Source organism: Dyella terrae, from assembly GCF_022394535.1.
Lineage (GTDB): Bacteria > Pseudomonadota > Gammaproteobacteria > Xanthomonadales > Rhodanobacteraceae > Dyella.
This window is the reverse complement of the sequence record NZ_CP089414.1, coordinates 2,332,746-2,353,237: the sequence shown is the minus strand read 5'-3', so window position 1 is coordinate 2,353,237 and position 20,492 is coordinate 2,332,746. Positions and strand designations below refer to the sequence as shown.

Annotated in this window: 15 protein-coding genes; 7 read left to right on the top strand and 8 right to left on the bottom strand. The window is 63.3% G+C overall.

Translation table 11 applies throughout. The features are described 5' to 3' along the window. Nucleotides 1–183 precede the first annotated feature (183 nt). Both DYST_RS10095 and DYST_RS10090 read right to left on the bottom strand, forming a co-directional pair. The gene (locus DYST_RS10095; RefSeq protein ID WP_239951656.1) at nt 184–1,566 is read right to left on the bottom strand and encodes an L-serine ammonia-lyase; all 1,383 of its coding nucleotides are present in this window, start codon (nt 1,564–1,566) and stop codon (nt 184–186) included. Nucleotides 1,567–1,803: 237 nt separating this feature from the next. Further along, on the bottom strand, nt 1,804–3,969 hold the full coding sequence (locus DYST_RS10090) for a TonB-dependent siderophore receptor (protein WP_239951655.1): 2,166 nt from the start codon (nt 3,967–3,969) through the stop codon (nt 1,804–1,806). A 214-nt stretch (nt 3,970–4,183) separates the two neighbouring features. Here DYST_RS10090 and DYST_RS10085 point away from each other — a divergent pair, with 214 nt between their 5' ends. Further along, on the top strand, nt 4,184–4,423 hold the full coding sequence (locus DYST_RS10085) for a glutaredoxin family protein (protein WP_102302087.1): 240 nt from the start codon (nt 4,184–4,186) through the stop codon (nt 4,421–4,423). Nucleotides 4,424–4,459: 36 nt separating this feature from the next. On the opposite strand, the gene DYST_RS10080 is transcribed toward DYST_RS10085, so the two are convergent. From DYST_RS10080 to DYST_RS10070, 3 genes are read right to left on the bottom strand one after another with little or no spacing between them, the layout of a single operon-like run. Beyond that, a complete protein-coding gene (locus DYST_RS10080) occupies nt 4,460–5,020 on the bottom strand; it encodes a YceI family protein (RefSeq protein WP_239951654.1) in 561 nt (186 codons plus the stop codon). After that, nucleotides 5,020–5,592, bottom strand: coding sequence for a cytochrome b (locus tag DYST_RS10075; protein ID WP_239951653.1), 573 nt, complete (start codon nt 5,590–5,592; stop codon nt 5,020–5,022). Before DYST_RS10075 ends, DYST_RS10080 begins: the two co-directional genes overlap by 1 nt. Then, on the bottom strand, nt 5,589–6,209 hold the full coding sequence (locus DYST_RS10070) for a YceI family protein (RefSeq protein WP_239951651.1): 621 nt from the start codon (nt 6,207–6,209) through the stop codon (nt 5,589–5,591). The genes DYST_RS10075 and DYST_RS10070 overlap by 4 nt, the downstream gene beginning before the upstream one ends. A 167-nt stretch (nt 6,210–6,376) precedes the next feature. Between DYST_RS10070 and DYST_RS10065 the strand changes: the two genes are divergently transcribed. Beyond that, nucleotides 6,377–9,970, top strand: a complete 3,594-nt coding sequence (locus tag DYST_RS10065) for a hybrid sensor histidine kinase/response regulator (RefSeq protein WP_239951649.1) — start codon at nt 6,377–6,379, stop codon at nt 9,968–9,970. Between the two features lie 43 nt (nt 9,971–10,013). On the opposite strand, the gene DYST_RS10060 is transcribed toward DYST_RS10065, so the two are convergent. After that, entirely contained in the window at nt 10,014–10,436 is a 423-nt protein-coding gene (locus tag DYST_RS10060) for a DNA polymerase III subunit chi (RefSeq protein WP_239951647.1), read from the bottom strand. An 86-nt stretch (nt 10,437–10,522) separates the two neighbouring features. After that, complete coding sequence (locus DYST_RS10055; RefSeq protein ID WP_239951645.1) at nt 10,523–12,010, bottom strand: leucyl aminopeptidase; 1,488 nt, start codon at nt 12,008–12,010, stop codon at nt 10,523–10,525. Nucleotides 12,011–12,275: 265 nt separating this feature from the next. On the opposite strand from DYST_RS10055, the gene lptF reads away from it, so the two are divergent. Beyond that, on the top strand, nt 12,276–13,316 hold the full coding sequence (gene lptF / locus DYST_RS10050; protein ID WP_233202320.1) for an LPS export ABC transporter permease LptF: 1,041 nt from the start codon (nt 12,276–12,278) through the stop codon (nt 13,314–13,316). Beyond that, complete coding sequence (gene lptG / locus DYST_RS10045; protein ID WP_239951643.1) at nt 13,316–14,416, top strand: LPS export ABC transporter permease LptG; 1,101 nt, start codon at nt 13,316–13,318, stop codon at nt 14,414–14,416. Before lptF ends, lptG begins: the two co-directional genes overlap by 1 nt. A gap of 65 nt (nt 14,417–14,481) precedes the next feature. Here the strand turns inward: lptG and DYST_RS10040 are convergent, their stop codons facing one another. Beyond that, nucleotides 14,482–16,242, bottom strand: a complete 1,761-nt coding sequence (locus DYST_RS10040; RefSeq protein WP_239951641.1) for a glucan ABC transporter ATP-binding protein/ permease — start codon at nt 16,240–16,242, stop codon at nt 14,482–14,484. Between the two features lie 147 nt (nt 16,243–16,389). Between DYST_RS10040 and ltaE the strand changes: the two genes are divergently transcribed. The 3 genes from ltaE (at nt 16,390) to DYST_RS10025 (ending at nt 20,420) form a co-directional block, all read left to right on the top strand. Beyond that, nucleotides 16,390–17,406: a low-specificity L-threonine aldolase gene (gene ltaE, locus DYST_RS10035; protein ID WP_239951639.1), complete on the top strand. Its 1,017-nt coding sequence runs from the start codon at nt 16,390–16,392 to the stop codon at nt 17,404–17,406. 1,489 nt (nt 17,407–18,895) lie between these two features. After that, nucleotides 18,896–19,093, top strand: coding sequence for a hypothetical protein (locus tag DYST_RS10030; protein ID WP_239951638.1), 198 nt, complete (start codon nt 18,896–18,898; stop codon nt 19,091–19,093). Between the two features lie 178 nt (nt 19,094–19,271). Next, entirely contained in the window at nt 19,272–20,420 is a 1,149-nt protein-coding gene (locus DYST_RS10025) for a fimbrial protein (protein ID WP_239951637.1), read from the top strand. Nucleotides 20,421–20,492 lie beyond the last annotated feature (72 nt).

Sequence of the window (20,492 nt, the reverse complement as noted above, 5' to 3'; positions counted from 1 at the left end):
CGTCGCCTATCGCGACCATTCAAAGGAGTCGTTACTGGATTCCGGCCTGCGCCGGAATGACGGTGAGGGGAGTGAGCTATACGGAGATCGTGAATACGCTCATCCCAGCTCTCGCTAGGATGAGCGTATCTGTCCGTGGCATCTGTAGTGCGTGTTATAGCGGGGTAATCGTGGCTCTGAACCTCAGCACTCGATGACGTTCACCGCCAAGCCACCGCGCGAGGTTTCCTTGTACTTGTCCTTCATGTCGCGGCCGGTGTCGCGCATGGTCGCGATCACCTTGTCGAGCGACACGCGATGCTTGCCGTCGCTCTTGAGCGCCATGCGGCTGGCGTTGATGGCCTTCACTGACGCCATGGCGTTGCGCTCGATGCAGGGAATCTGCACCAGGCCACCGATCGGATCGCAGGTCAGGCCGAGGTTGTGTTCCATGCCGATCTCGGCGGCGTTCTCCACCTGCAGCACGTTGCCGCCCAAGGCAGCGGTGAGCCCGCCGGCCGCCATCGAGCAGGCCACGCCCACTTCACCCTGGCAGCCCACTTCCGCACCGGAAATCGAGGCGTTTTCCTTGTAGAGGATGCCGATGGCGCCGGCCGTGAGCATGAAGTCCACGATGCCGTTCTCATCCGACTTGGGGCAGAAACGGTGGTAGTAGTGCAGCACCGCCGGCACGATGCCCGCGGCACCGTTGGTGGGCGCCGTGACGACGCGACCGCCGGCGGCGTTCTCCTCGTTCACGGCGAGCGCGTAGAGGTTCACCCAGTCAAGAATGGTCAGCGGATCTTTCAGCGCCGCTTCCGGCTGCGAGCGCAAGTCTTCTGCCATCTGCGGTGCGCGCCGCGCGACCTTGAGGCCGCCGGGCAGTACACCCGGTGAGCGCAGGCCGCGATTCACACAATCCTGCATGGCTTTCCAGATGGTGAGCAGGCCGGCGCGTGTTTCCGCCTCGGGGCGCCACACCTTCTCGTTCTCCATCATCAACTGGGCGATGGTCAGCTTGTTCTTCTCGCACAGCTCCAGCATTTGGTCGCCGGTGGAGAACGGGTAGGGCTGTTCGGTGGTGTCGGCGACGATGCGGTCTTCGGCCGCCTCGTCGTGGTTGACGACGAAGCCGCCACCCACGGAGTAGTAATCGCGCGTGGCCAGCTCATGGCCCTCTGCGTCATAGGCGGAGAAGCGCATGCCGTTGGTGTGGAACGGCAGTTTCTGGCGCTTGTTGAAGACCAGGTCGCGCTTTTCCTCGAACTCGATCTCGTGCTTGCCCAGCACGCGCAAGCGGTGCGTGGTGCGAATGCGGTTCAAGGTTTCAGGGATGTGGTCGGGGTCGACCGTATCCGGATGCGCGCCTTCGAAGCCCAGCAGCACGGCCTTGTCGGTGCCGTGGCCGCGGCCGGTCATGGCCAGTGAGCCGTACAGCTCGGCGCGCACGCGCACGACGCGATCGAGCACGCCTTTCTCCTCCAGCCAGCGCTCGGCGAACCGGGCTGCGGCGCGCATGGGGCCAACGGTATGCGAGGAGGACGGACCAATGCCGATCTTGAACAGGTCGAAAACGCTGACAGCCATGGAGACACGCAGAGTGGGCGGGGAGAACCGCCTATTCTACGCGCGCTGCCGCACGTTGGTTGTCGCGGCGCAGCGATACCCTCGGTGCGCCGGCGTATGGAGGGGGCGGATGAAGGGTGCGGAAGGCCTTACGTATGAGCCCCAAGCCCGGCGTGCACTCCTGTCCGAAGCATCCCTTCATCCGTCCCTAAGCAGGTCTAAACGCGCGTCATATCGATATGGCATACGCGGCGTGGATCAGAACGCGTACCTCACGTTCAGCATGTAGTTGCGCGGTGCCGAGTAAAGGCCCTGCGCCCAGTACAGGCTGGTGATGTACTTGCGGTTGGTGACGTTGTCGATGTTGAACGTGGTGCTCCAGTGCTGATCGAGGTCGTAACCCGCCATCAGCCCGAGCACCGCATACGAGCCCTGGTTGGTAAAGATCTCGCTGCCGTCCAGCGCCACAGCCTGTTGGTCGCGGTAGATGCGATCCTGCCAGCGCAAGGTGCCGCCCACGCGCAGGCCGGGCAGGGCGTCGAAACGATACGTGGTGTTGAGGCGGAACAGGCGGCGCGGCACGTAGGTACGTACGTTGTGACCTTCCGGATCGACCAGGCCGAGCTGGGTATAGCCGCCGCTGAGCTGCCAGTTGTCGGTGATCTGGCCGCTCACGTCGAACTCGTAACCCTTCGAGATGGCGTTGATGCCCGTGTAGTAATCTTGGTTGGTCGCCATGTTGTGGCCGGCGTAGTCCGCCAGACCATCCTGGCGCGAGCGGAACAGCGCGAAGGTGGCGTTGAGGCGGCCGTCGTACCACTCGCCCTTTACGCCGATTTCGAGGTTCGCGCCGGTGACGGGGTCGAGCACCTTGTTGTTGATGTCGGTCTGCGTCTGCGGGTTGAACAGCTTCGCGTAGCTCACGTAGGCGGAGTAGTTCTTGGCAAAGTCGTACACCAGGCCGACGAACGGCGTGCTTTCCGTCTTCTCATAGTTGCTCGGCACGCCGTAGTTCTGGCCGTACTGCTCGATGTGCACGAGGCTGGCGCCGGTGATCAGCGTGACCGGATCGGCCAGGCTCCAGCGTGCGGTGGCGTAAAGCGACTTGCGCTTGATGTGGAAGTCGCCCTGGCCGTACGAGGCGTCGAACGGCGGCTCCGGATAGTCGCCCGTCCACTGGGTGAGTGGCACCAGCGGCGTGCCGATGCCTTCGCCATAGCTGGACAGCTGATGCACGTCGTCCTTTGCCCAGTTCGCACCGAGCACCAGCTCGTGTTTGCGGCCGGCGAGTTCAAACGGCCCGGTGGCGTAGAGGTCGGCGACGTACTGCTTTTCGTTGCTGGTGTACGCCGACGGATAGGCATACAGGCCCAGGCCCGTTTGTGCATCCGGCGTGCCGTACACGTAGAACAGATTGCTGTTCTCCGCGATGCGGCGATAGTTCAGCGAACCCTTGAGGCTCCAGTCGTTGCCCAGCTGCTGGGTGAGTTCCACGAAGGTGCGCGTGTCGGCGATGTTCCAACGCGACCAGTCGGCGGAGGTGCTGGTGTCTCGGCTGTAGTCGGTGGGCGTGCCGTCGGTGTTGTAGAGCGGCAGTGCGCCCCACATGCCGCCGTGGGTCTTGTTCTTCTGATAGGTGACGCCTGCGGTAAGCAGGGTGCTGCTGCCGAGATCCGCTTCGACGATACCGCCGAGCACTTGCTTGCGCAGGTTATAGCGGTCCAGATAGCTGTCGGTATCCTGGTCGGCGGCGATGAAGCGGCCGCGCACGCTGTGCGAATCGTTGAGTGGCCCGGACAGATCGACGTCCAGACGGCGATTATCCCAGCTACCCACGGTCAGGCCGACGCTGCCTTCGAAGTCGGCGGTAGGGCGCTTACGCACGAAGTTGATCGTGGCGGAGGGATTGCCGGTGAACGACAGCAGGCCGTTCGCACCGCGCAGTACTTCAATGCGCTGATACAGCGCCGTGTCGATATCGCCTTCCTGTTCGCCATTGGCGAAGGGCACGCCCACGCCGTCGACCAGGAAGTTGGTGATGTCGAAGCCGCGCGCGGTGTAATACGTGCGATCGGTTTCCACGCGCTCCACGTTGACGCCGGTGGTGGTGTCGAGCACGGCGTTGATGTTGGTGAGATTGAAATCTTTCATCTGCTGGTCGGTGACCACGCTCACCGATTGCGGTGTTTCGCGCAGCGACAGCGGCAGACGTGTGGCGCCCGAGGCTGCCTTGGTGGTGTACGAGTCGCCATCGCCCGTCACCGTTGCCGTGGTCTGCACGCCTTCCAGGTTCTTCACCTTGGTAGCGTCCGGTGCGCTGGTGGCATTGTCGGCGTGGAGCACGGGAGCGGTCAGCGCCAGTGATAGCGCTAAAGCGAGACTGCGGAGCGGCAACGGGCGTCGCGGCGAAGCGATGGGCGGCATCGGGAGGGCCTTGATGTCTTGTAGATAGGGGGAGAGCCCGGGCGGTGTGGCGTCGGGCGGGCCCGCTGGGCCCTTAATTTGTAAATGATAGTTATTATCATTTGAATTTACCAGTCGCCGCCTGGACACAGATGACGCAGGGGACTGATACGGCGGGATCAACGACGGGCGGATGTCGCTGAAACCGGCGCCGTCGAGGTATCTTCCGGCGCCTATGCCGATCCGATACGTGCTTTTCCAGCGGGACTACTGCCACCTGTGCGATCAGGCGCTGGCCGTGATGGCCGAGGCGCGGGCACCGGATTTCGACAGTCAGTGGGTGGACGACGACGAGGCGCTGGAAGCGCGCTACGGCACACGCGTGCCGGTGTTGCGCGACAGCCTGGATGGGCGGGAGTTGGACTGGCCGTTCGATGCGAAGGCCGTGCAGATGTTCGTGCAAGCCTCGACGTAGGAGCGCACGGGCGCGCTCCTACGTCGAGGTCACGGATTACTTGGCGGTAAGCACCAGGTGCGCGTTGATCTTCACATCATTGGCGATCACCGAGGTGTCGGCGTAGTCACCGCCGCCCACACCAAAGTCCAGGCGCTTCACGGCGCCGCTGATGTCCATGGTGGCGCCGGCACCCTGCGATTTGAACACCACGTTGAGGCTCGCCGGTTTGGTCACGCCGCGCAACGTGAGGTTGCCGTCCGCAATCACCTGCGCGCCGTTCTGGCGGAAGCCCGTGGTCACGAAGTGCGCCTTGGGAAACTTGGCCACGTTGAAGAAATCCGAGCCCGGCAGCGCGCCGTCACGATCCTTGTCGCCCGTTTTCACACTGGACAGATCCACGTCCACGTCGAACTTCGAGGTGGCGACCTTGGCCGGGTCGTAGCTGATGGCGGCGGTCCACTGAGCGAACGTGCCTTCGAACGATTGGCCCTGGAAGCTGCCGGAGAAGCCTAGCTTGCTGCCGGCCGGTTGTACGGCATAGTCGGCGGCGCTCGCGATACCCGGCAAGGCAAGGGCAAGCAGCAAGGGTGCAAAGCGAAGTGCAGAGCGATTCATTAGCGTTCTCCTTGAGAGGTCTGGCGCAGGCGTGCAAAGGGGAGCATGCGCCGCAGAGTGTTGTCGCGGTCGACCAGGTGATGCTTGAGCGCGCCGGCGATATGCAGCACGAGGAGTAGTACGAGGAACCAGAACAGGTATTCGTGCACCTCGTGCCACAGGTGGCGCGTGTCGGGATTGGCGGCGGTGAGTGCCGGCAGGTTGAACAGCTTGAAGAACTGCAGCGGCTTGCCGACGATCGAGTTGAACCACCAGCCGCTCAGCGGCAACGCGGCGACTAGCGCGTAAAGCGTCATGTGCATAGCGTGCGCGGCGAGTTGCTGCCAACGCGGCGCGGGCTCGTCCTTCGGCTGGCGATTGAAGAAGCGCCACAGTACGCGCAGCAGGAACAGCGCCAGCACGGTGAGGCCGATCGACTTGTGCAGCGCAAGCCAGTTGATCTTCTGCATGGGATTGCCGGCCAGATCCATGCACAGGCCAAAGATGCCATTGCCGATGATCAGCAGTGCGATGGCCCAGTGGAAAAACTTGGCGACCGAGCCCCATTGGCGGTCGGTGTTGCGAAAACTCATGGCGATTCCTTGTTGCTGCGGTTGGGGTCTTCCTGGATGGCCTCCAGCTCCAGCCACACGCTTACGTTGTGGCCGACGGAGTTGGGCGTCGCGGTGATGCCGTAGTCATCACGCTGCAGCATGGCCGTGCCGGAAAAACCTGCGACGGTATGCATGCCATAGATGGTTGTGCCGAGTCGGTTGAAGGTGAAGGGGATGTCGATCGCGTGAGTCACTCCGCGCAGGGTGAGGTTGCCGTGCAACAGACCGTGCGTATCGTCCTTCCGTTCCACCGAGGTGCTGGTGAAGTGTGCGTAGCGGTTCTTCTCCGCATCGAGATAGGTCGGCTTGAGCACCGCGGCGTTCCACGCCGCGTCGCCCATGTCCAGGCTGGCCAGGTCGATGTCCAGCTCGGTGGCCGATTGGCTCCAGTCATCCGCGTCGAACCGCAACCAGCCTTTGGCGATGTGCAGGCGCCCAAACGGCCGTGAAAATCCGTTGTGGTCGATGCTGAAAAGGACTTGGCTGTGTGTAGTGTCGTAGTTGTATATGACAGGTGCGGCACGCACGGTGGCCAGCGGCGCCGAAACGCACGACAGGGCGAGCAAAAGGCGGCTGGAAAGGCGTGACCGTGGCATGGCGGGCAGTCTGGACGATCCTCCGGACCGATGCCAGCCACTGGCCCCGGAACGGATTGTTTCCCCGCAGGCAACGCCTTCGTGCGCCTTTCGTAGCCCTCGGCCGAACGGCGTGCTCGTTCCTGCGCGGTACGTCTGGCATCATCAGAAGCTTCTGGGGGAAGTGCATGTTGCCGTCCTTGCTGCTCAGCGTCGTCCTGACCATGGGCGTGTCCACGTCTGTGGACGCGGTCGTGCCGGCGGCTGGGCCGGCGCAGGCCACGACGTCGGCGTCCGCCGAGCCATCGGACAACGTGGCCCTGGCTACGCCGCAGTTCCGCCGATTCGGCACCGGTGATGGCCTGCCAAGTAGCAGTGTCTATACCGTCGTGCAGGCGCCCGACGGCACCATGTGGTTCGGTACCAAGAGCGGCATCGCACGGTACGACGGCGTGGGCTTCCAGGTGTTCCGCCATGTGGCGGGTGACCCGAAGTCGCTGTTCAACAATGGCATCTCGGCGCTGATGTTCGACCACGATGGCCATCTGTGGGCGGCGGGACTGGAAGCGAGCCTCAACCGCTATGACCCGGCCACCGGTGCGTTCCGTCACTGGAGCCACGACCCCGCGGATCCGACGAGTCTGTCCAGTGACAAGACGTGGTCGATCGCCCAGACCGGCGACGGCTCGATCTGGGTCGGTACGGCCGAGGGCCTGGACCGTATGCACCCGGACGGACGCGGTTTCGATCATGTGGTGGTGACAGGCCACACCCCCGGAGAGGTGGGCACGGTGGGTGCGTTGTTCGTGGACGCACACGGCCAGCTCTGGGTGGGCGCCGACAATGGTGTATTCCGTCGCGATGCGAGCGGAGCGTTTCATCCCATCCTCAATCGATCGACGGGTAAGCCCTTCGATGCCTGGCGCATCGAAGGCGAGGGCGATGAGATTCGCGTGGCGTCCCCTCGTGGCCTGTTTGTTGTCGGCAGCGACGACCGTGCGCAGCAGATGGGCGTCGGCCAGTTGCCCGACACCAACATCTTCAGCAGTGTGCGCGACCCGGCGGGGCGGATGTGGATCGGCACGCAGCGAGGCCTGTTTCTGAAGGATGGTCGCGACGCGAATATCCAGCCCATCACCAACCAGCCGGTGCTCAACGGCAACCTGCCGGGCACGTGGGTCTGGCAGGTTCAACCCGACAGCGAGGGCGGCCTTTGGATCGCCCTGTTCGATGGCGGCGTGGGTTATCTGGCGCCGGGCTGGGACAGCGTCAGTCGATTCACCCACATCCCTGATGATGACAACAGCCTGCGCGACTCGGTCGCGTACGCCGTAGCGCGCGGCAGCAACGGCTCCATCTGGGTTGGTGAACGTGACGGCCGCGTGGATCGGTTGTGGCCGGGTACGGGCAAGGTGGATCACGTGATTTCGGGCCTGCATGGCGACGTGCTCGCGCTCACCGAGGATGTGCCGTCGCGACTGTGGGTGACGGTGCGTGGTGCGTTGTTCCGCTATGCCAACGGCAAGCTGGATGCGGTCGACGGATACGCGCATGGCATGAAGCATCCGCTCGAGGTCGAGGCCGGGCCGGATGGCAAACTCTATGCGCGTAGTTTCGGCGAAGGCCTGTTCCGGATCGATCAGGACACACTGGCAGTGACCCCGGTGGCCGTGCAGCCCGCGCAAGAGAAGGCGCGCTGGGGCAGCCAGCTCACGCTCAGGAATGGCACCTTCTGGTACGCGAGCGACGGCGGCATGCTGCGCCTCGATCGCACCTTTGATCATTTCGAACCCGTGCCAGGTATGGACAACAGTCAGCCGGTCGATGCGTTCGATTTCAACGCCGACGGCCTGTGGGCGGCCCGGCCCGATGGGCTGGAGCACTATCACTACGTCGGCGACGGACTGGCGCTCGACCGCAAGATCGACGCCATGCGTGGCTGGCCGTCCATCAACGTTGTCGACCTGGCCGTCGACCAGCATCAGCGCGTGTGGATCTTCGGTCGCGATGGCCTGTGGCTCTTTGATACGGCCACCGGACAGTTCCGCGAAATGGGTCTGCAGGACGGCGTAAGCAACGGCGAATTCATGCGCGGCTTTGCACGCATGCCCGATGGCATGGTGTATTCGCCCACCTTTGGCGGGGTGTTGGGCTTTAACCCCAATCGCGCGACGCCTCGAGTGGAGCCGCCGCGCGTGGCGATCACACGGATACGGGTACGTCGCGGCGGTGCCTTGCACGAGCTGCCGGTGCCGGTCGATGGTCAGCTATCCATTGGCTGGAACGACTCCGGGCTGATGGTGGATTCGCGTGTGTTTTCCTACGCCGATCCCACGGCAAACCGTTATCGCTTCCGTCTTGCCGGCCTGGACAACGCCTGGGTCGATACGGGCAGCCGCGGCCAGCGCGACCTTACCGGGTTGCCGTACGGCGATTACACGCTGGATGTCATGGCGGCAGGTGCGGATGGCGTGTGGGCGCAATTGCCGAAGCCTTTGCATATCCATGTGGAGGCGCCACCGTGGACGCGCTGGTGGGCTTGGTGCGTGTACGTGGTGCTGGTCGTTCTGCTCACCTGGTTGGCGCTGCAGGCATGGCGCCGTCGTTTGGCTGAGCGCCAGCAGATTCTGCTGGCGGAGCAACGCAGTCGCTTGGCCGAACAGGCCAGCGCGGCCAAGACACACTTCCTCGCCACGCTGAGTCACGAAATCCGCACACCGATGACCGGCGTCATGGGCATGGCCGAGCTGTTGCTCAGCACGCCGCTCAGCCGCACGCAACGCGACTATGCCGAAGCCATGCAACGTTCCGGCGGCATGCTGCTCAAGCTAGTCAACGATGCACTCGATCTGGCGCGCATCGAAGCGGGCAAGTTGGATCTCGACTATGCACCGTTCGATCCGCGCGCCCTGATCGACGACGTGGCGCAACTAGCGCATGGCCAGGCACGCGCCAAGGGCCTGCGCTTTGAATTGGATCTACCGCGCGACTTGCCGGTGCGCATGATCGGCGACGCGCTGCGGATCAAGCAGGTGTTGCTCAACCTTGCCAACAACGCGCTGAAGTTCACTGAGCGTGGCAGCGTGACGTTGCGCGTGCGTTCTACCGATCATGGCCTGCGTTTCAGCGTGATCGACACGGGCCCTGGCATTCCTGAAGCAAGCCGGACGCGGTTGTTCCAACGTTTCGAACAAGTCACGGGGCCGCAGCGCAGCACCGGCAGCGGGTTGGGTTTGGCCATCTGTCGCGAGTTGGTGGCGATGATGGGCGGCAGCATCGAGTTGGAATCGAAGGTCGCTTTCGGCAGCACCTTCCATGTAAGGTTGCCGTTGCCGTTGGCGACGGAGCCCGTCGCTGCATCGGCCCAGCGGGTGGACAGCGTCGATGCCCAGCCGTTGCGCATCCTGCTGGTGGAAGACGATGCGATCGTGGCGGCTGTCGTGCGTGGCCTGCTGGAGCGTGCGGGGCATGAAGTGCGCTACGTCGGCAACGGATTGGCCGCGCTTGCCGAGCTGGCGCAGGCGACGTGTGATGTGATCCTTCTCGACCTTGACCTGCCGGGTATCGACGGCTTTCAGATCGCGCGATTGATTCGCCAGCGCGAGGAGCCCGGCTGCCGCATACCGATCGTGGCGCTCACAGCGCGCTCCGGTGGCGATGAAGAAGTGCGTGCGCGAGATGCGGGGATGGATGGTTTTCTGCGCAAGCCGCTCACCGGCGAGCAATTGAGCGACGCCATCCAGGCACAGATGGTGGCATCGAGAGAATCGGTCGACGGCTGAGCCGGAGCGTCCCTCTGCTCCTGCGGGTAGGCCTTTGGCCGAGTTACATGTCGTGCTTGTTCACGTCGAAGCCACGGCGCTTGTACTCGGTCCATCGCGTGCGGGAGCCGTCGCGTTCGGCGGGATCGGCAGCCACCACTTCCAGCACGCGGTCGTAATGGCCCGGCGCACACTCTTCGCGAAGATTGATCAGCATCGGCCGGTCGGGTGTGTCGATGCCGGGTGGCACGATCAGCACAGCGGTGGTGTGGTCGTCGTCGTCACCAGCGAGCTGGTGCGTGATGAAACCATCCTCGTCGAAATCCCACAGCATTTCGTCGATGGCTTCGGCTTGCGCGAAATCGCGAGCCAGCACCAGCGTGGGCTGCTGTGCCGCATAAGCACGTTTGGCCAGTTCGCACACCAGCAGCAGAGGCTGCTCGCGAAAGCGCGGCTTGTCGATCAGGTAGAAGTCGGCGCGAGGCATGGGCGAAGCCTTTCAGTTTCGTCATTGTCGTCATTCCGGCTTTGTGCCGGAATGACGGTATGAGCGTGACGCAACGCGTCGCTTAGTTATGCGGCGCGGTCGATCAGCCACTGCACCAGCAGCGACACCGGGCGGCCAGTGGCGAGTCCCTTGCGACCCTCGTCCCATGCGGTGCCTGCGATATCCAGATGCGCCCAGCGCTGGCCTTCGGTGAAGCGCGCCAGGAAGCAGCCCGCCGTGATGGCGCCAGCGTTCTTGCCGCCGATGTTGGCGACATCGGCGAAACCCGACTCCAACTGCACCTGGTAGTCGTCCCACAGCGGCAGACGCCATGCGCGATCGAGGGTGGTTTCGCCAGCGGCGATCAGCTCAGCGGCGAGGTCATCATGCTTGCTCATCAGGCCGCTGGCGTGCTTGCCCAGCGCGATGACACAGGCGCCGGTCAGCGTGGCGGCATCGATCAGCACCTTGGGCTCAAAGGTTTTCGCCGTGTAGGTCAGTGCGTCGCACAGGATCAGGCGGCCTTCGGCATCGGTGTTGAGCACTTCGATGGTCAGGCCCGACAGGCTGGTGAGCACATCGCTGGGGCGGTAGCTGTCGCCATCGGGCATGTTTTCCACCGCCGGCACCACGCACACCAGATTCACCGGCAAGCCCAACTTCACCGTAGCCACGAAGCTGCCGAGTACGCCAGCAGCGCCACCCATGTCGAACTTCATTTCTTCCATGCCCGGGCCCGGCTTGAGGCTGATGCCGCCGGTGTCGAAAGTGATGCCCTTACCGACGAAGGCGTACGGCTTGTCACCTTCCGCGCCACCCTTGTAGTTCAGGATGACGAGCTTGGGCTTGTTGGCTGAGCCGCGACCCACGGCCAGCAGCGAGCCAAAGCCCAGTTCGCCCATCTTCTCGTGGTCGAGCACGGAGCAGTCGACCTTGTCGTGCTGAGCGGCAAATTGCTCGGCCTGCGAGGCGATGTAGGCGGGGTTGCAGATGTTGGGCGGCAGGTTGGCCAGTTCGCGGGCGAAACGAACGCCCTGCGCAATGGCGGCGGCCTGGTCCAGGCCCGCCTTGGCGTCGTCGCCAGCGGCGAAGACGATGGCGCCCAACTCCGGCTGAGGGGCCTTCTCGCGCGGCTTGAAGGTGGCGGTGTAGCGATAGGCTGCGAAGTCGGCGGCGAGGGCAGCCGTGCGTACGCGCCAGGCAGCGTCGTGGCCCGGCACGTCCACTTCCGTAAGGTAGGACACAGCTCCGTCGACCGGCAGGCGGCCCAGGGCACGGGCGGCCTCGATATTCACCTTCTGATAGCGTGCACCATCGAACGTCTTCTGCGTTCCAAGACCCACCACCAGCACGCGCCTGGCTGCCACGCCCTCCGGTGCGTACAGCACAGCCGTGGTGCCGGCCTTGCCGTTGATGTCCCCGCTTTCGACCTGGCGCTTGATGGCGCCGTGCGCGGCGGTGTCCACGCGGGCGGCGGCACTGGTGAGTACGCCATTCTCGTAGACGCCGACGACCACGCAAGGGGTTTCGACGGATTCGGGAGCGGCGGAGCCAAGGCTGAACTGGAGAGTCATGAAGATGTCCTGCAGAAAGGTCCGGAAAGGTTCGGACAGGCTAGACTTGAGGTTTGCTGCACCCGGATGGGGCGGCGCCAAGCCCTTCATCTTATCGCATGTCGAGAAACAGTCCCCAAGAACAGGCGTCCAGCCCGTACACTTCACTGCTGTTTCCCCGCCCGCGCGCCCGCGCGGGTATCCCCGCGCGTGAGGACCGGTTCTGAGCATCCTCGATCGTTATTTCCTGCGTGAGCTGGCGCAAACCATCGCCGCCACCGCCATCGTGCTGCTGGCCGTCATGGCCGGCACCTCGTTTGCGCACGTGTTGCAGCAGGTGGCGAACGGTAGCTTCCCGGCCAGTGTGATGTTCCAGGTGCTGGGCCTGAACATGCTGGACGGCCTGTCCACACTGCTGCCGCTGGCCGCCTTCCTGGGCGTGCTCAACGGCCTGGGCCGTATGTACCGCGAGAGCGAAATGCACGTGCTGGCCTCGTCCGGCATGGGCGCATCGGGCCTGCTGCGCCCGATCAGTATCCTGGCCGTAGTTATCGCGATCCTGGTGGGTGCGGTGGCGTTGTGGTTTGGTCCCTGGGCCGCGCGCACCTCGGACCAACTGGTGGCTGCGGCCAACCGTTCGGTGATCGCCGCGGGCCTCGATGCAGGCCGTTTCACCGCGCTGCCGGGCAAGGGCGGCATCATCTTCGTGGATGAGCTGAGTCGTGACGGCAGCATATTGGGCAACACCTTCATCGCCACTGAGCGCGCCGGTCACGACAACGTGCCGCACCTGAAGATCGTCACCGGTAAGCACGGCCAGCTTTATCAGGAAACCGACGGCAGCGGCCGCTTCCTGGCCTTGTGGACTGGCTTCCAGTACGACATCCCGCTGGGCGCGGACAACTGGCGCAAGATGGAGTACGAGCGCAACGATGCGTCGCTGGACAGCATCCAGTCCGACGATGACGAGGAAGACCCCGCGCACTCGATGACGCTTAGCCAGCTGCTGCGCGCCGACAATCCGGATACACGCGCAGAATTCGCCTGGCGCACCATTGCGCCGTTCATGACGCTGGTACTACTGACGCTTGCGTTGCCGCTGTCGCGCCAAACCCCGCGCGAACCGCGCTTTGGCCGTCTGTTCCTGGCCATCCTCACGTTCTATTTCTATTACCTGCTGCTGGCCATCTGCCGTGGCCAGATCATCAAAGGCCATTGGCACCATTCGTTCCCGATGTGGCTGATCACCCTGATCGTGTTCATTGCAGCCGCCCGCATGTTCCACAACCAGTACTCTCCGCGTAAGCCGCGCAAGGCGGGTGCCTGATGGCCTCCCTGCGTATTCGCCGCGTCGACTGGCTGGTCGGCACCACGGTGCTGGGCTCATTGCTCACCGTGTGGTTGGTCATCACCGGTCTGGACGCGGTGTTCCAGTTCCTGCGCCAGTTGGGCAACGTGGGCAAGAACGGCTACACGGTGACCAACGCCGTGGTGTACGTATTGGTCACCTTCCCGCGCCGTCTGTACGAAATGTTCGGCAATGCCGCGCTGATCGGTGGCCTGCTCGGCCTGGGTGGCTTGGCTGCCACCAACGAGCTGACGGCGTTGCGTGCGTGTGGCCTATCCAAGCTGCGCATCGCGGCATCCGCGGTGGGCGTGGTGGCGATCCTGGTGGTCGGCGTGGTGATCCTCGGCGAAACCGCGGCACCATGGGGCGACCAGCAAGCGCAAGCCATGCAGTTGCGCCTGAAATCGAACAACGTAGGGATTGGTGGCACCTCGGGCCTGTGGGCGCGCGATGGTGACCGCATTATCAACGCCAAGAGTTGGGTGGCTAAACGCACGGCCACGCACAGCACCGTGCAATTGCTCGACGTGCGCGTGTTCACGCTGACGCCGGATGGCCAAGTAACGCGTTTTGATTGGGCGCAGACCGCCGAGCACGATGGTCGGCAGTGGGTGATGAGCAAGGTGCGCAGCACCACCCTCGACGAGGCTGGCACGCATTCCCATACGGCGGACAGCCAGACCTGGGATTCCAAGCTCAATCCGCAGGTGCTGGAGCAGTCGGTGATCCAGCCGCAGTACCTGCCCATGCGCGACCTGCGGCGCAACATCGCCTATCTCGAGCAGAACGGCCAGAATCCAGGCGTCTATTCCTCCGCCTTCTGGACGCGCGCGTTGTACCCGGTGAACGTGTTGGTGCTGGTGTTGCTCGCCATGCCGTTCTCGTTCGGTACGCTGCGTTCGGGTGGTCTGGGCAAGCGCATGTTCATCGGCATGTTGCTCGCCATCGGTTGGTACTTCCTGCAGAAGGCGATGGTGAACTTTGGCACCGTATACGGCGTGCCTCCGCTGATGGCCAACTTGTTGCCCGCGGTGATCCTGGCCGTCATAGCCTGGGTGTACTTCCGCAAACACGGCTAGCGCCGGGTTGCATCTCATACAGGAGCGCACGAGTGCGCTCCTGTATGAGCTCGACGCAAGCGTCGTCAGTCTTCTTCGACGGTGTTCGCCGGTTCCGCATCCGCCACGAACTGCCCGTCCTCCGCCAATTGCGCGAACAGGCCACCCTGGCGAATCAGTTCGTCGAAGCGTCCCTGTTCCACCAATCGTCCCTGGTCCAATACCAGGATCAGGTCGGCGTGCCTGACGGTCGACAGGCGATGCGCGATCACAAAGGTGGTACGGCCCACGGTAAGCCGATCGAGCGCGCGCTGGATGCGCACCTCGGTGGCGTTATCGAGCGCGCTGGTGGCTTCGTCGAGAATCAGGATGGGCGCATCCTTGAGCATGGCTCGCGCGATCGCCAGGCGCTGGCGTTCGCCGCCTGACAGCGATCTGCCGCGTTCGGCCACCAGCGTTTCCAGTCCCTCGGGTTTGCGCGCAATGAACGTCGCGGCTTCGGCGGCAGCAACTGCGTCCTCGATCTGGTTCGTGTCCGCATCGGGATTACCTACGCGCAGATTTTCCAGGATGGAACGATAGAACATGCCCGCGTCCTGGAACACCACGCCGATGTTTCCGCGCAGCGATTCCAGCGTAACGTCGCGAACATCGTGGCCGTCCACGGTGACGCGTCCCGCACTCGGATCGTAGGCGCGATATAGCAAGCTCAGCGCCGTGCTCTTGCCAGCGCCGGTGGGGCCCACTAGCGCGATGGTGCTGCCCGGTGGCGCGCGAAAGTTCAGATCGTGCAGTGCCGGCTGCACCGGGTCGTAGCCGAAGCTCACGCGGTCGAACACCACCTCGCCGCGCACGCGGGGTAGGGCGATGGCGCCGGGGCGATCCTCGATCTCGGATTTCCGATCCAGCACGGTGAAGAAGTCACGCAAGGATTGCGACTGAAAGAACAGGTTCGAGAGGAAGGTGGCGAACTGCTCCAGCCGTCCGATCAGCAACATCGAAAAGCCGACGAAACTCACGATGCCGCCCACGCTGATCTCACCGCGCGCATGCAACGCGGCACCTACCGCGAAGATCGCCACGATGGTCAGCGTGCTCGCGGCGCGATTGAGCACCGAGAGAATCGCCCAGCCGCGTAGTACGGGATATTGCGCGTTGAGCGTGCGCGTCATCAGTTCGTGCAACGCGCGTGATTCGGCGGCGAGGCGGGTGAAGCTCTGTACCACGGTCACGTTGCCAAATACGTCACCGGCTCGCGTGGCGATCTCGTGGTGTAGTTCCTCTACCTCGCCCTGCGCTTTGTGCGTGCGCTGCACGGCGATAGCGTTGAAGATGGAAAAGCACAGCAGCAACGCAATCATCAGCAGCGCTAGCTTCCAGTTGATCCACAGCGCCACGGGGACCATGACGAAGATCGACAGCAGTGTGGACAGATGCTCACGGAAGAAGCTCAGCCAAAGGTTGAACAGGTTGCTCACGCCTACGTTCATGATGCGCGAGAGCCGGCCGGTGTGATACTCGCCGTGGAACGACATGGGCATCGATGCCGCGTGTTCGAAGAACAGCGCGATGGCGGCAAGGCGGCGCCGGTGCGCAAGTCGGTCTGCGTGCAGTGATACCCACACGTTAGCCAGCACACCGGCAAAACCCACGCCGGCCCATAGCCCGATCAGGCGCGGTGCGTCACCAGGCTGGGCACCCAGCGCATCCACCACGCGGCCGAACAGCACGGGTTCGAGGAAAAACACGCCGGCCAGTGCCAGGTTGGCGAGCGCCAGGGTGATGGCCAGTTTCTTCTCTGGAGCCAGCAACCCAATGACGCGGAGGTAGAGACGCAGGAACGACATGCTGTGGCCCCAATGACTCGCGTCCCCGCTCCATGCAGGGACTTTGTGGCAAGGCTAGCCCAATGGCGCGTCTGGCGTCAGCGGCCCTTGCCCGGCGGGGCGCGACCGAGCAAGCTTTCCATCTGTTTCTGACATGAGAAGACCGCCGTGGAACTGATCGACCTGCGTAGCGATACCGTGACACGTCCCACGCCGGCCATGCGCGCGGCCATGCTCGATGCCGCCGTAGGCGATGACGTCTATGGCGAAGACCCCACGGTAAACGCGCTGCAGGAGCGCCTGGCTGCCGACCTCGGTTTCGAGGCGGGGTTGTTCGTGCCAACGGGCACGCAGTCGAACCTGGTAGCACTGATGTCGCATTGCGAACGCGGCGACGAATACTTGGTCGGCGCGGATGCGCACACCTACAAGTTCGAGGGTGGCGGTGCCGCTGTGCTCGGGTCCATCCAGCCACAACCGATCCCACACGACACGGACGGCAGCCTGCCGTTGGACAAGGTCGCCGCGGCGATCAAACCGGTTGATCCGCACTTCGCCCGCACGCGCCTGCTGGCGCTGGAAAACACTTGGCACGGCCGGGTGCTGCCCATGGATTACCTAAAGGCTGCCCACGATTTCGCTCGCGAGCGCGGACTGGCGATTCATCTGGACGGTGCGCGCGTATTCAACGCTGCCGTGGCCTGTGGCGTGCCCGTGCGCGAGATCGCCAAACACTTCGACAGCGTGTCGGTGTGCCTGTCCAAGGGACTAGGGGCACCCGTGGGCTCGGTGCTGGTCGGTTCGTCGGCCCTCATTGAGAAAGCCCGCCGTTGGAAGAAGGTGGCGGGCGGTGGCTGGCGACAGGCAGGCATGCTCGCCGCCGCGGCGCAGTTCGCGCTCGATCACCATGTCGATCGACTGGCGGAGGATCACGCGCGTGCGGCGACGCTGGCGGCAAGTCTGAGCGATGTTCCTGGCGTGAAGCTGTTGGGTCAGCACACCAATATGGTGTTCGTCGATGTGCCGGCGGATCGCCTGCGGGAATTGGACGTCCATTTACGAGAGGCGGGTATCCGCATCAGCATCGGGTATTTGCCGACGTTGCGGTTGGTGACGCATTTGGATGTGGATGATGAGGGTGTGGCGCGGACGGTGGCGGCGTTTCGGCGGTTTTTTGAGAGGTGATGTTGTTGGGGTCTTGCCCGTGTGGGGTGGGCGTGGGGAGCGTGGTGCCGCCGCTTTAGCTTTTGCTCCCTCTCCCCTTTGGGGAGAGGGTTGGGGTGAGGGGACATTCTTGCCTCACTACTTCAAAAGAACCGTCACCCCTGCGCAGGCAGGGGTCCAGTGACTTTGCACTTGGTTGTCGCGTTGTAGCGATCTGGCTCGCCTGCGGCGGGCTTTCGACCTCCTGCCGGAGGCCGAGTCACTTTTCTTTGCTTGCCCAAAGAAAAGTAACCCAAAGAAAGGGCCCCCCGGATGAGTCGCCTATCGGGCTGAAGCCCGATAGGTACGCGGTCGGGTTCCGGGCTTTTCGACGGGGCTCCTGCCCCGGCGAAAAGTGGCTGGCCTCCGTGCCAGCCACCCCTGCGGGGCCTTCTCTCCACCCGCCCGCCGCCTCATACGGGGCCCGGAAGATCAAAAGCACCAAGCCGACGGCTCGTGCAGCTGCACATCGCATCGCGGTAGGTCGCGTTGTGCCTACTCTAGTGCGCAAACTTCAGGCAGAAGAGAAAAGCCATGCCCTTAGGTGGCGAGTTATCCACAGCGGGCGGGAAGCGCAGCGTCAGCTATACCTTGCTCCGCCATCGAAAAGCGTGGCGAACCGCGCTTCAAGTCTTTTCCGCATCGGTGCGATGTGCAGCGATGCTGCACGAGCCGTGTGCTTTTGCTTTCGCTTTTGATCTACCGGGCCCCCTGTGCGGCGGTGAGGGGTGGACGAGAAGGCCCGTAGGGGGATCGGCACGGATGCCGATCCCTTTTCGCCAGGGCAGGATGCCCTGTCGAAAAGCCCGGCCGCCCCTCACGAACTGGCCGGCTTTACCGGCCAGCGCCAAGTGGGGGTGCCCTTCTCTTCGGTTACTTTCTCTTGGGCATGCAAGAGAAAGTGACCCGGCCTCCGGCAGGAGGACGGAAGCCCGCCGCAGGCGAGCCAGATCGCGATCACGCGACAACCGAAAGCAAAGTCACTGGATCCCTGCCTTCGCAGGGATGACGGCAAAGACGAAACGGTGAGGCTAGATTGCCCCCTCACCCCAACCCTCTCCCCCCAAGGGGAGAGGGAGCAAACGGCGCATGCCGCCAATGACCAGGTCTTCACCCGCTGATTCTCCGGCCGCCACATCGGCTGCCCCTGCTTCACACCAAACGCCTCATAGAAATCCGACGCCTGTCGACATGACGGCACACAACTCCATCGATCGACGGCCGTCTACTGGACCTGTCTGAGTAATTGACCTGTAGCGAAGCGAGAGATCGCTGCCGGACAAATTTGAGAGTTTGCTTATTTCTTGGTGGTGCGGACGTATGAGACAAAGGCCCGCGGCAGCCATTGGAATTTTCTTTCCCGCCAACGGTACGCGATTACCGCCAGAAGGGTCATCGCATTCCGAGGCCTACTTCAATGTTCCAGTCGACCTATGGAAAGACGACTTTGGACCTCAGGAAGCCATGGATCATGAGCTTGCAGAGCCTGCTGCGCAGGGGCGCTGTCATTCCGCTGGAGTCTTGCTGCTCCGTGCTTATCCACGCCACGCAGACCAAGGCTGAGACGGCGCTGTTCGGTGCCAACGTCCTCGATGGGAATGGACAAAACGTGGGTGTCGTGGCGCATGAAGTCCAGGTGTTTGGTCTCGGCCCGGGGGGGGCACGTTGACCGCGCGTTGGGATAGCGATGCTGCCCGGTCATATCAGATGAGTTACGCATGAGCGCTGCACGCCAGCGAGCAGGGCGGAGCCCTGCTCGAAACGGTTGAGGCGACATGTTGATGAAGCCTGCAAGGCACGGTGCCGCTGTGCTTTGCACATTCCAATGCCTTCCGTGGGAGCGGATCGTGACGTCCTCAATCTCAGCAAATCATCGTTTTTATCGACGCATGCAGCGCAGCGTGGCCGTGATCGTGTTTGCCTGCCTGGCGTGGCTCTTTCTTGGCGCGTCGCCCGCCATGGCCACCCTGGCAAGCTGTAGTAATCCTATGCCAGGCGGTTTCACCTTCGCCCTGCCCTCGGGCACCTTCAGTATTCCTCGGAACACAGGGTCCAATACGCTGGTTGTTCCCTGGAGCGACTGGTTTGTGGGTGGCACATCGGTCTGGAACTGCACGGGGCTAGGCGCCCCCAACGGGGAATACAACGGCGCCGCCGTCTGGATGCAGAGTCTTGTGCCGACCGGGCAAACCTATACGGACGGTGGCATCAGCTATACCGTGTTTACCACCAATGTCGCCGGCATCGGTATGGTGGTTGGTCAAAGCTCCTACGGTCCGAGTGGTTGGCAAAGCGACCTTACCGGGAAGCCCTATGGTTATCTCGTCGTCACCACGCCCTCTCCGGGAGGCGGCTGGGGAAACACGGGAAATTGGGGCCCGCTTTCCTTTGGTTTTCGCGTTCGTGTGGCGTTCGTGACGACCGGAACGGTTCAAGCGGGCACAGTGTCTTTTCCGGGACAGGTTGGCTCGGCGGGCATGGTCGACTATGTCTCCACAGGCACCTTTCCTGTCGCGCCCACGCACGGGCCCATGAATAGCGCCCCGATCGGTTTCACCGGCGGGCCGACCTTCGCCGTGGTCGCGTGTCAGACGCCCGACGTGCGAGTGTCTTTGGGGCAATGGCCGCAAACCATCTTCACCGGTATCGGCAGCACCAGTGGAACCAAACCAGTAAATATCAGCCTCAACAGTTGTCCGGCTGGGTTGAGCAGCATCACCTACCGAGTCGACCCCGTCACCACGGTGGTGAATGCGGACCAGTCCGTGGTCGCTCTCGATGCGTCGTCATCGGCAACAGGCGTGGGTGTGCAACTGCTCGACAGCACGGGTACGCAGCCGGTTCCGTTGCAGACCTGGGTCACCTTCACTGGCTACAACGCAGCCATGGGTGGGGACTACACCATTCCACTTCAAGCGCGCTACTACCAGACGGCTGCCGCGGTTTCGCCCGGTGTCGCCAATACGGCCATGACGTTCACCATGCAATACCAGTAGTTGCGACCGACGCCGGATGTGTAAAAGAAAAGGCCAAGCGCGTTGCTTGGCCTTTTCCTTATGGAGGGGCGC

What these genes read in the sequence shown, in the direction of transcription:
- DYST_RS10055 (WP_239951645.1), bottom strand. Translation starts at nt 12,010, where the DNA reads ATGACTCTCCAGTTCAGCCTTGGCTCCGCCGCTCCCGAATCCGTCGAA.
- DYST_RS10065 (WP_239951649.1), top strand. Translation starts at nt 6,377, where the DNA reads ATGTTGCCGTCCTTGCTGCTCAGCGTCGTCCTGACCATGGGCGTGTCC.
- lptG (WP_239951643.1), top strand. Translation starts at nt 13,316, where the DNA reads ATGGCCTCCCTGCGTATTCGCCGCGTCGACTGGCTGGTCGGCACCACG.
- DYST_RS10030 (WP_239951638.1), top strand. Translation starts at nt 18,896, where the DNA reads ATGAGCTTGCAGAGCCTGCTGCGCAGGGGCGCTGTCATTCCGCTGGAG.
- DYST_RS10075 (WP_239951653.1), bottom strand. Translation starts at nt 5,592, where the DNA reads ATGAGTTTTCGCAACACCGACCGCCAATGGGGCTCGGTCGCCAAGTTT.
- DYST_RS10060 (WP_239951647.1), bottom strand. Translation starts at nt 10,436, where the DNA reads ATGCCTCGCGCCGACTTCTACCTGATCGACAAGCCGCGCTTTCGCGAG.
- DYST_RS10090 (WP_239951655.1), bottom strand. Translation starts at nt 3,969, where the DNA reads ATGCCGCCCATCGCTTCGCCGCGACGCCCGTTGCCGCTCCGCAGTCTC.
- DYST_RS10080 (WP_239951654.1), bottom strand. Translation starts at nt 5,020, where the DNA reads ATGAATCGCTCTGCACTTCGCTTTGCACCCTTGCTGCTTGCCCTTGCC.
- DYST_RS10040 (WP_239951641.1), bottom strand. Translation starts at nt 16,242, where the DNA reads ATGTCGTTCCTGCGTCTCTACCTCCGCGTCATTGGGTTGCTGGCTCCA.
- DYST_RS10095 (WP_239951656.1), bottom strand. Translation starts at nt 1,566, where the DNA reads ATGGCTGTCAGCGTTTTCGACCTGTTCAAGATCGGCATTGGTCCGTCC.
- DYST_RS10085 (WP_102302087.1), top strand. Translation starts at nt 4,184, where the DNA reads ATGCCGATCCGATACGTGCTTTTCCAGCGGGACTACTGCCACCTGTGC.
- DYST_RS10070 (WP_239951651.1), bottom strand. Translation starts at nt 6,209, where the DNA reads ATGCCACGGTCACGCCTTTCCAGCCGCCTTTTGCTCGCCCTGTCGTGC.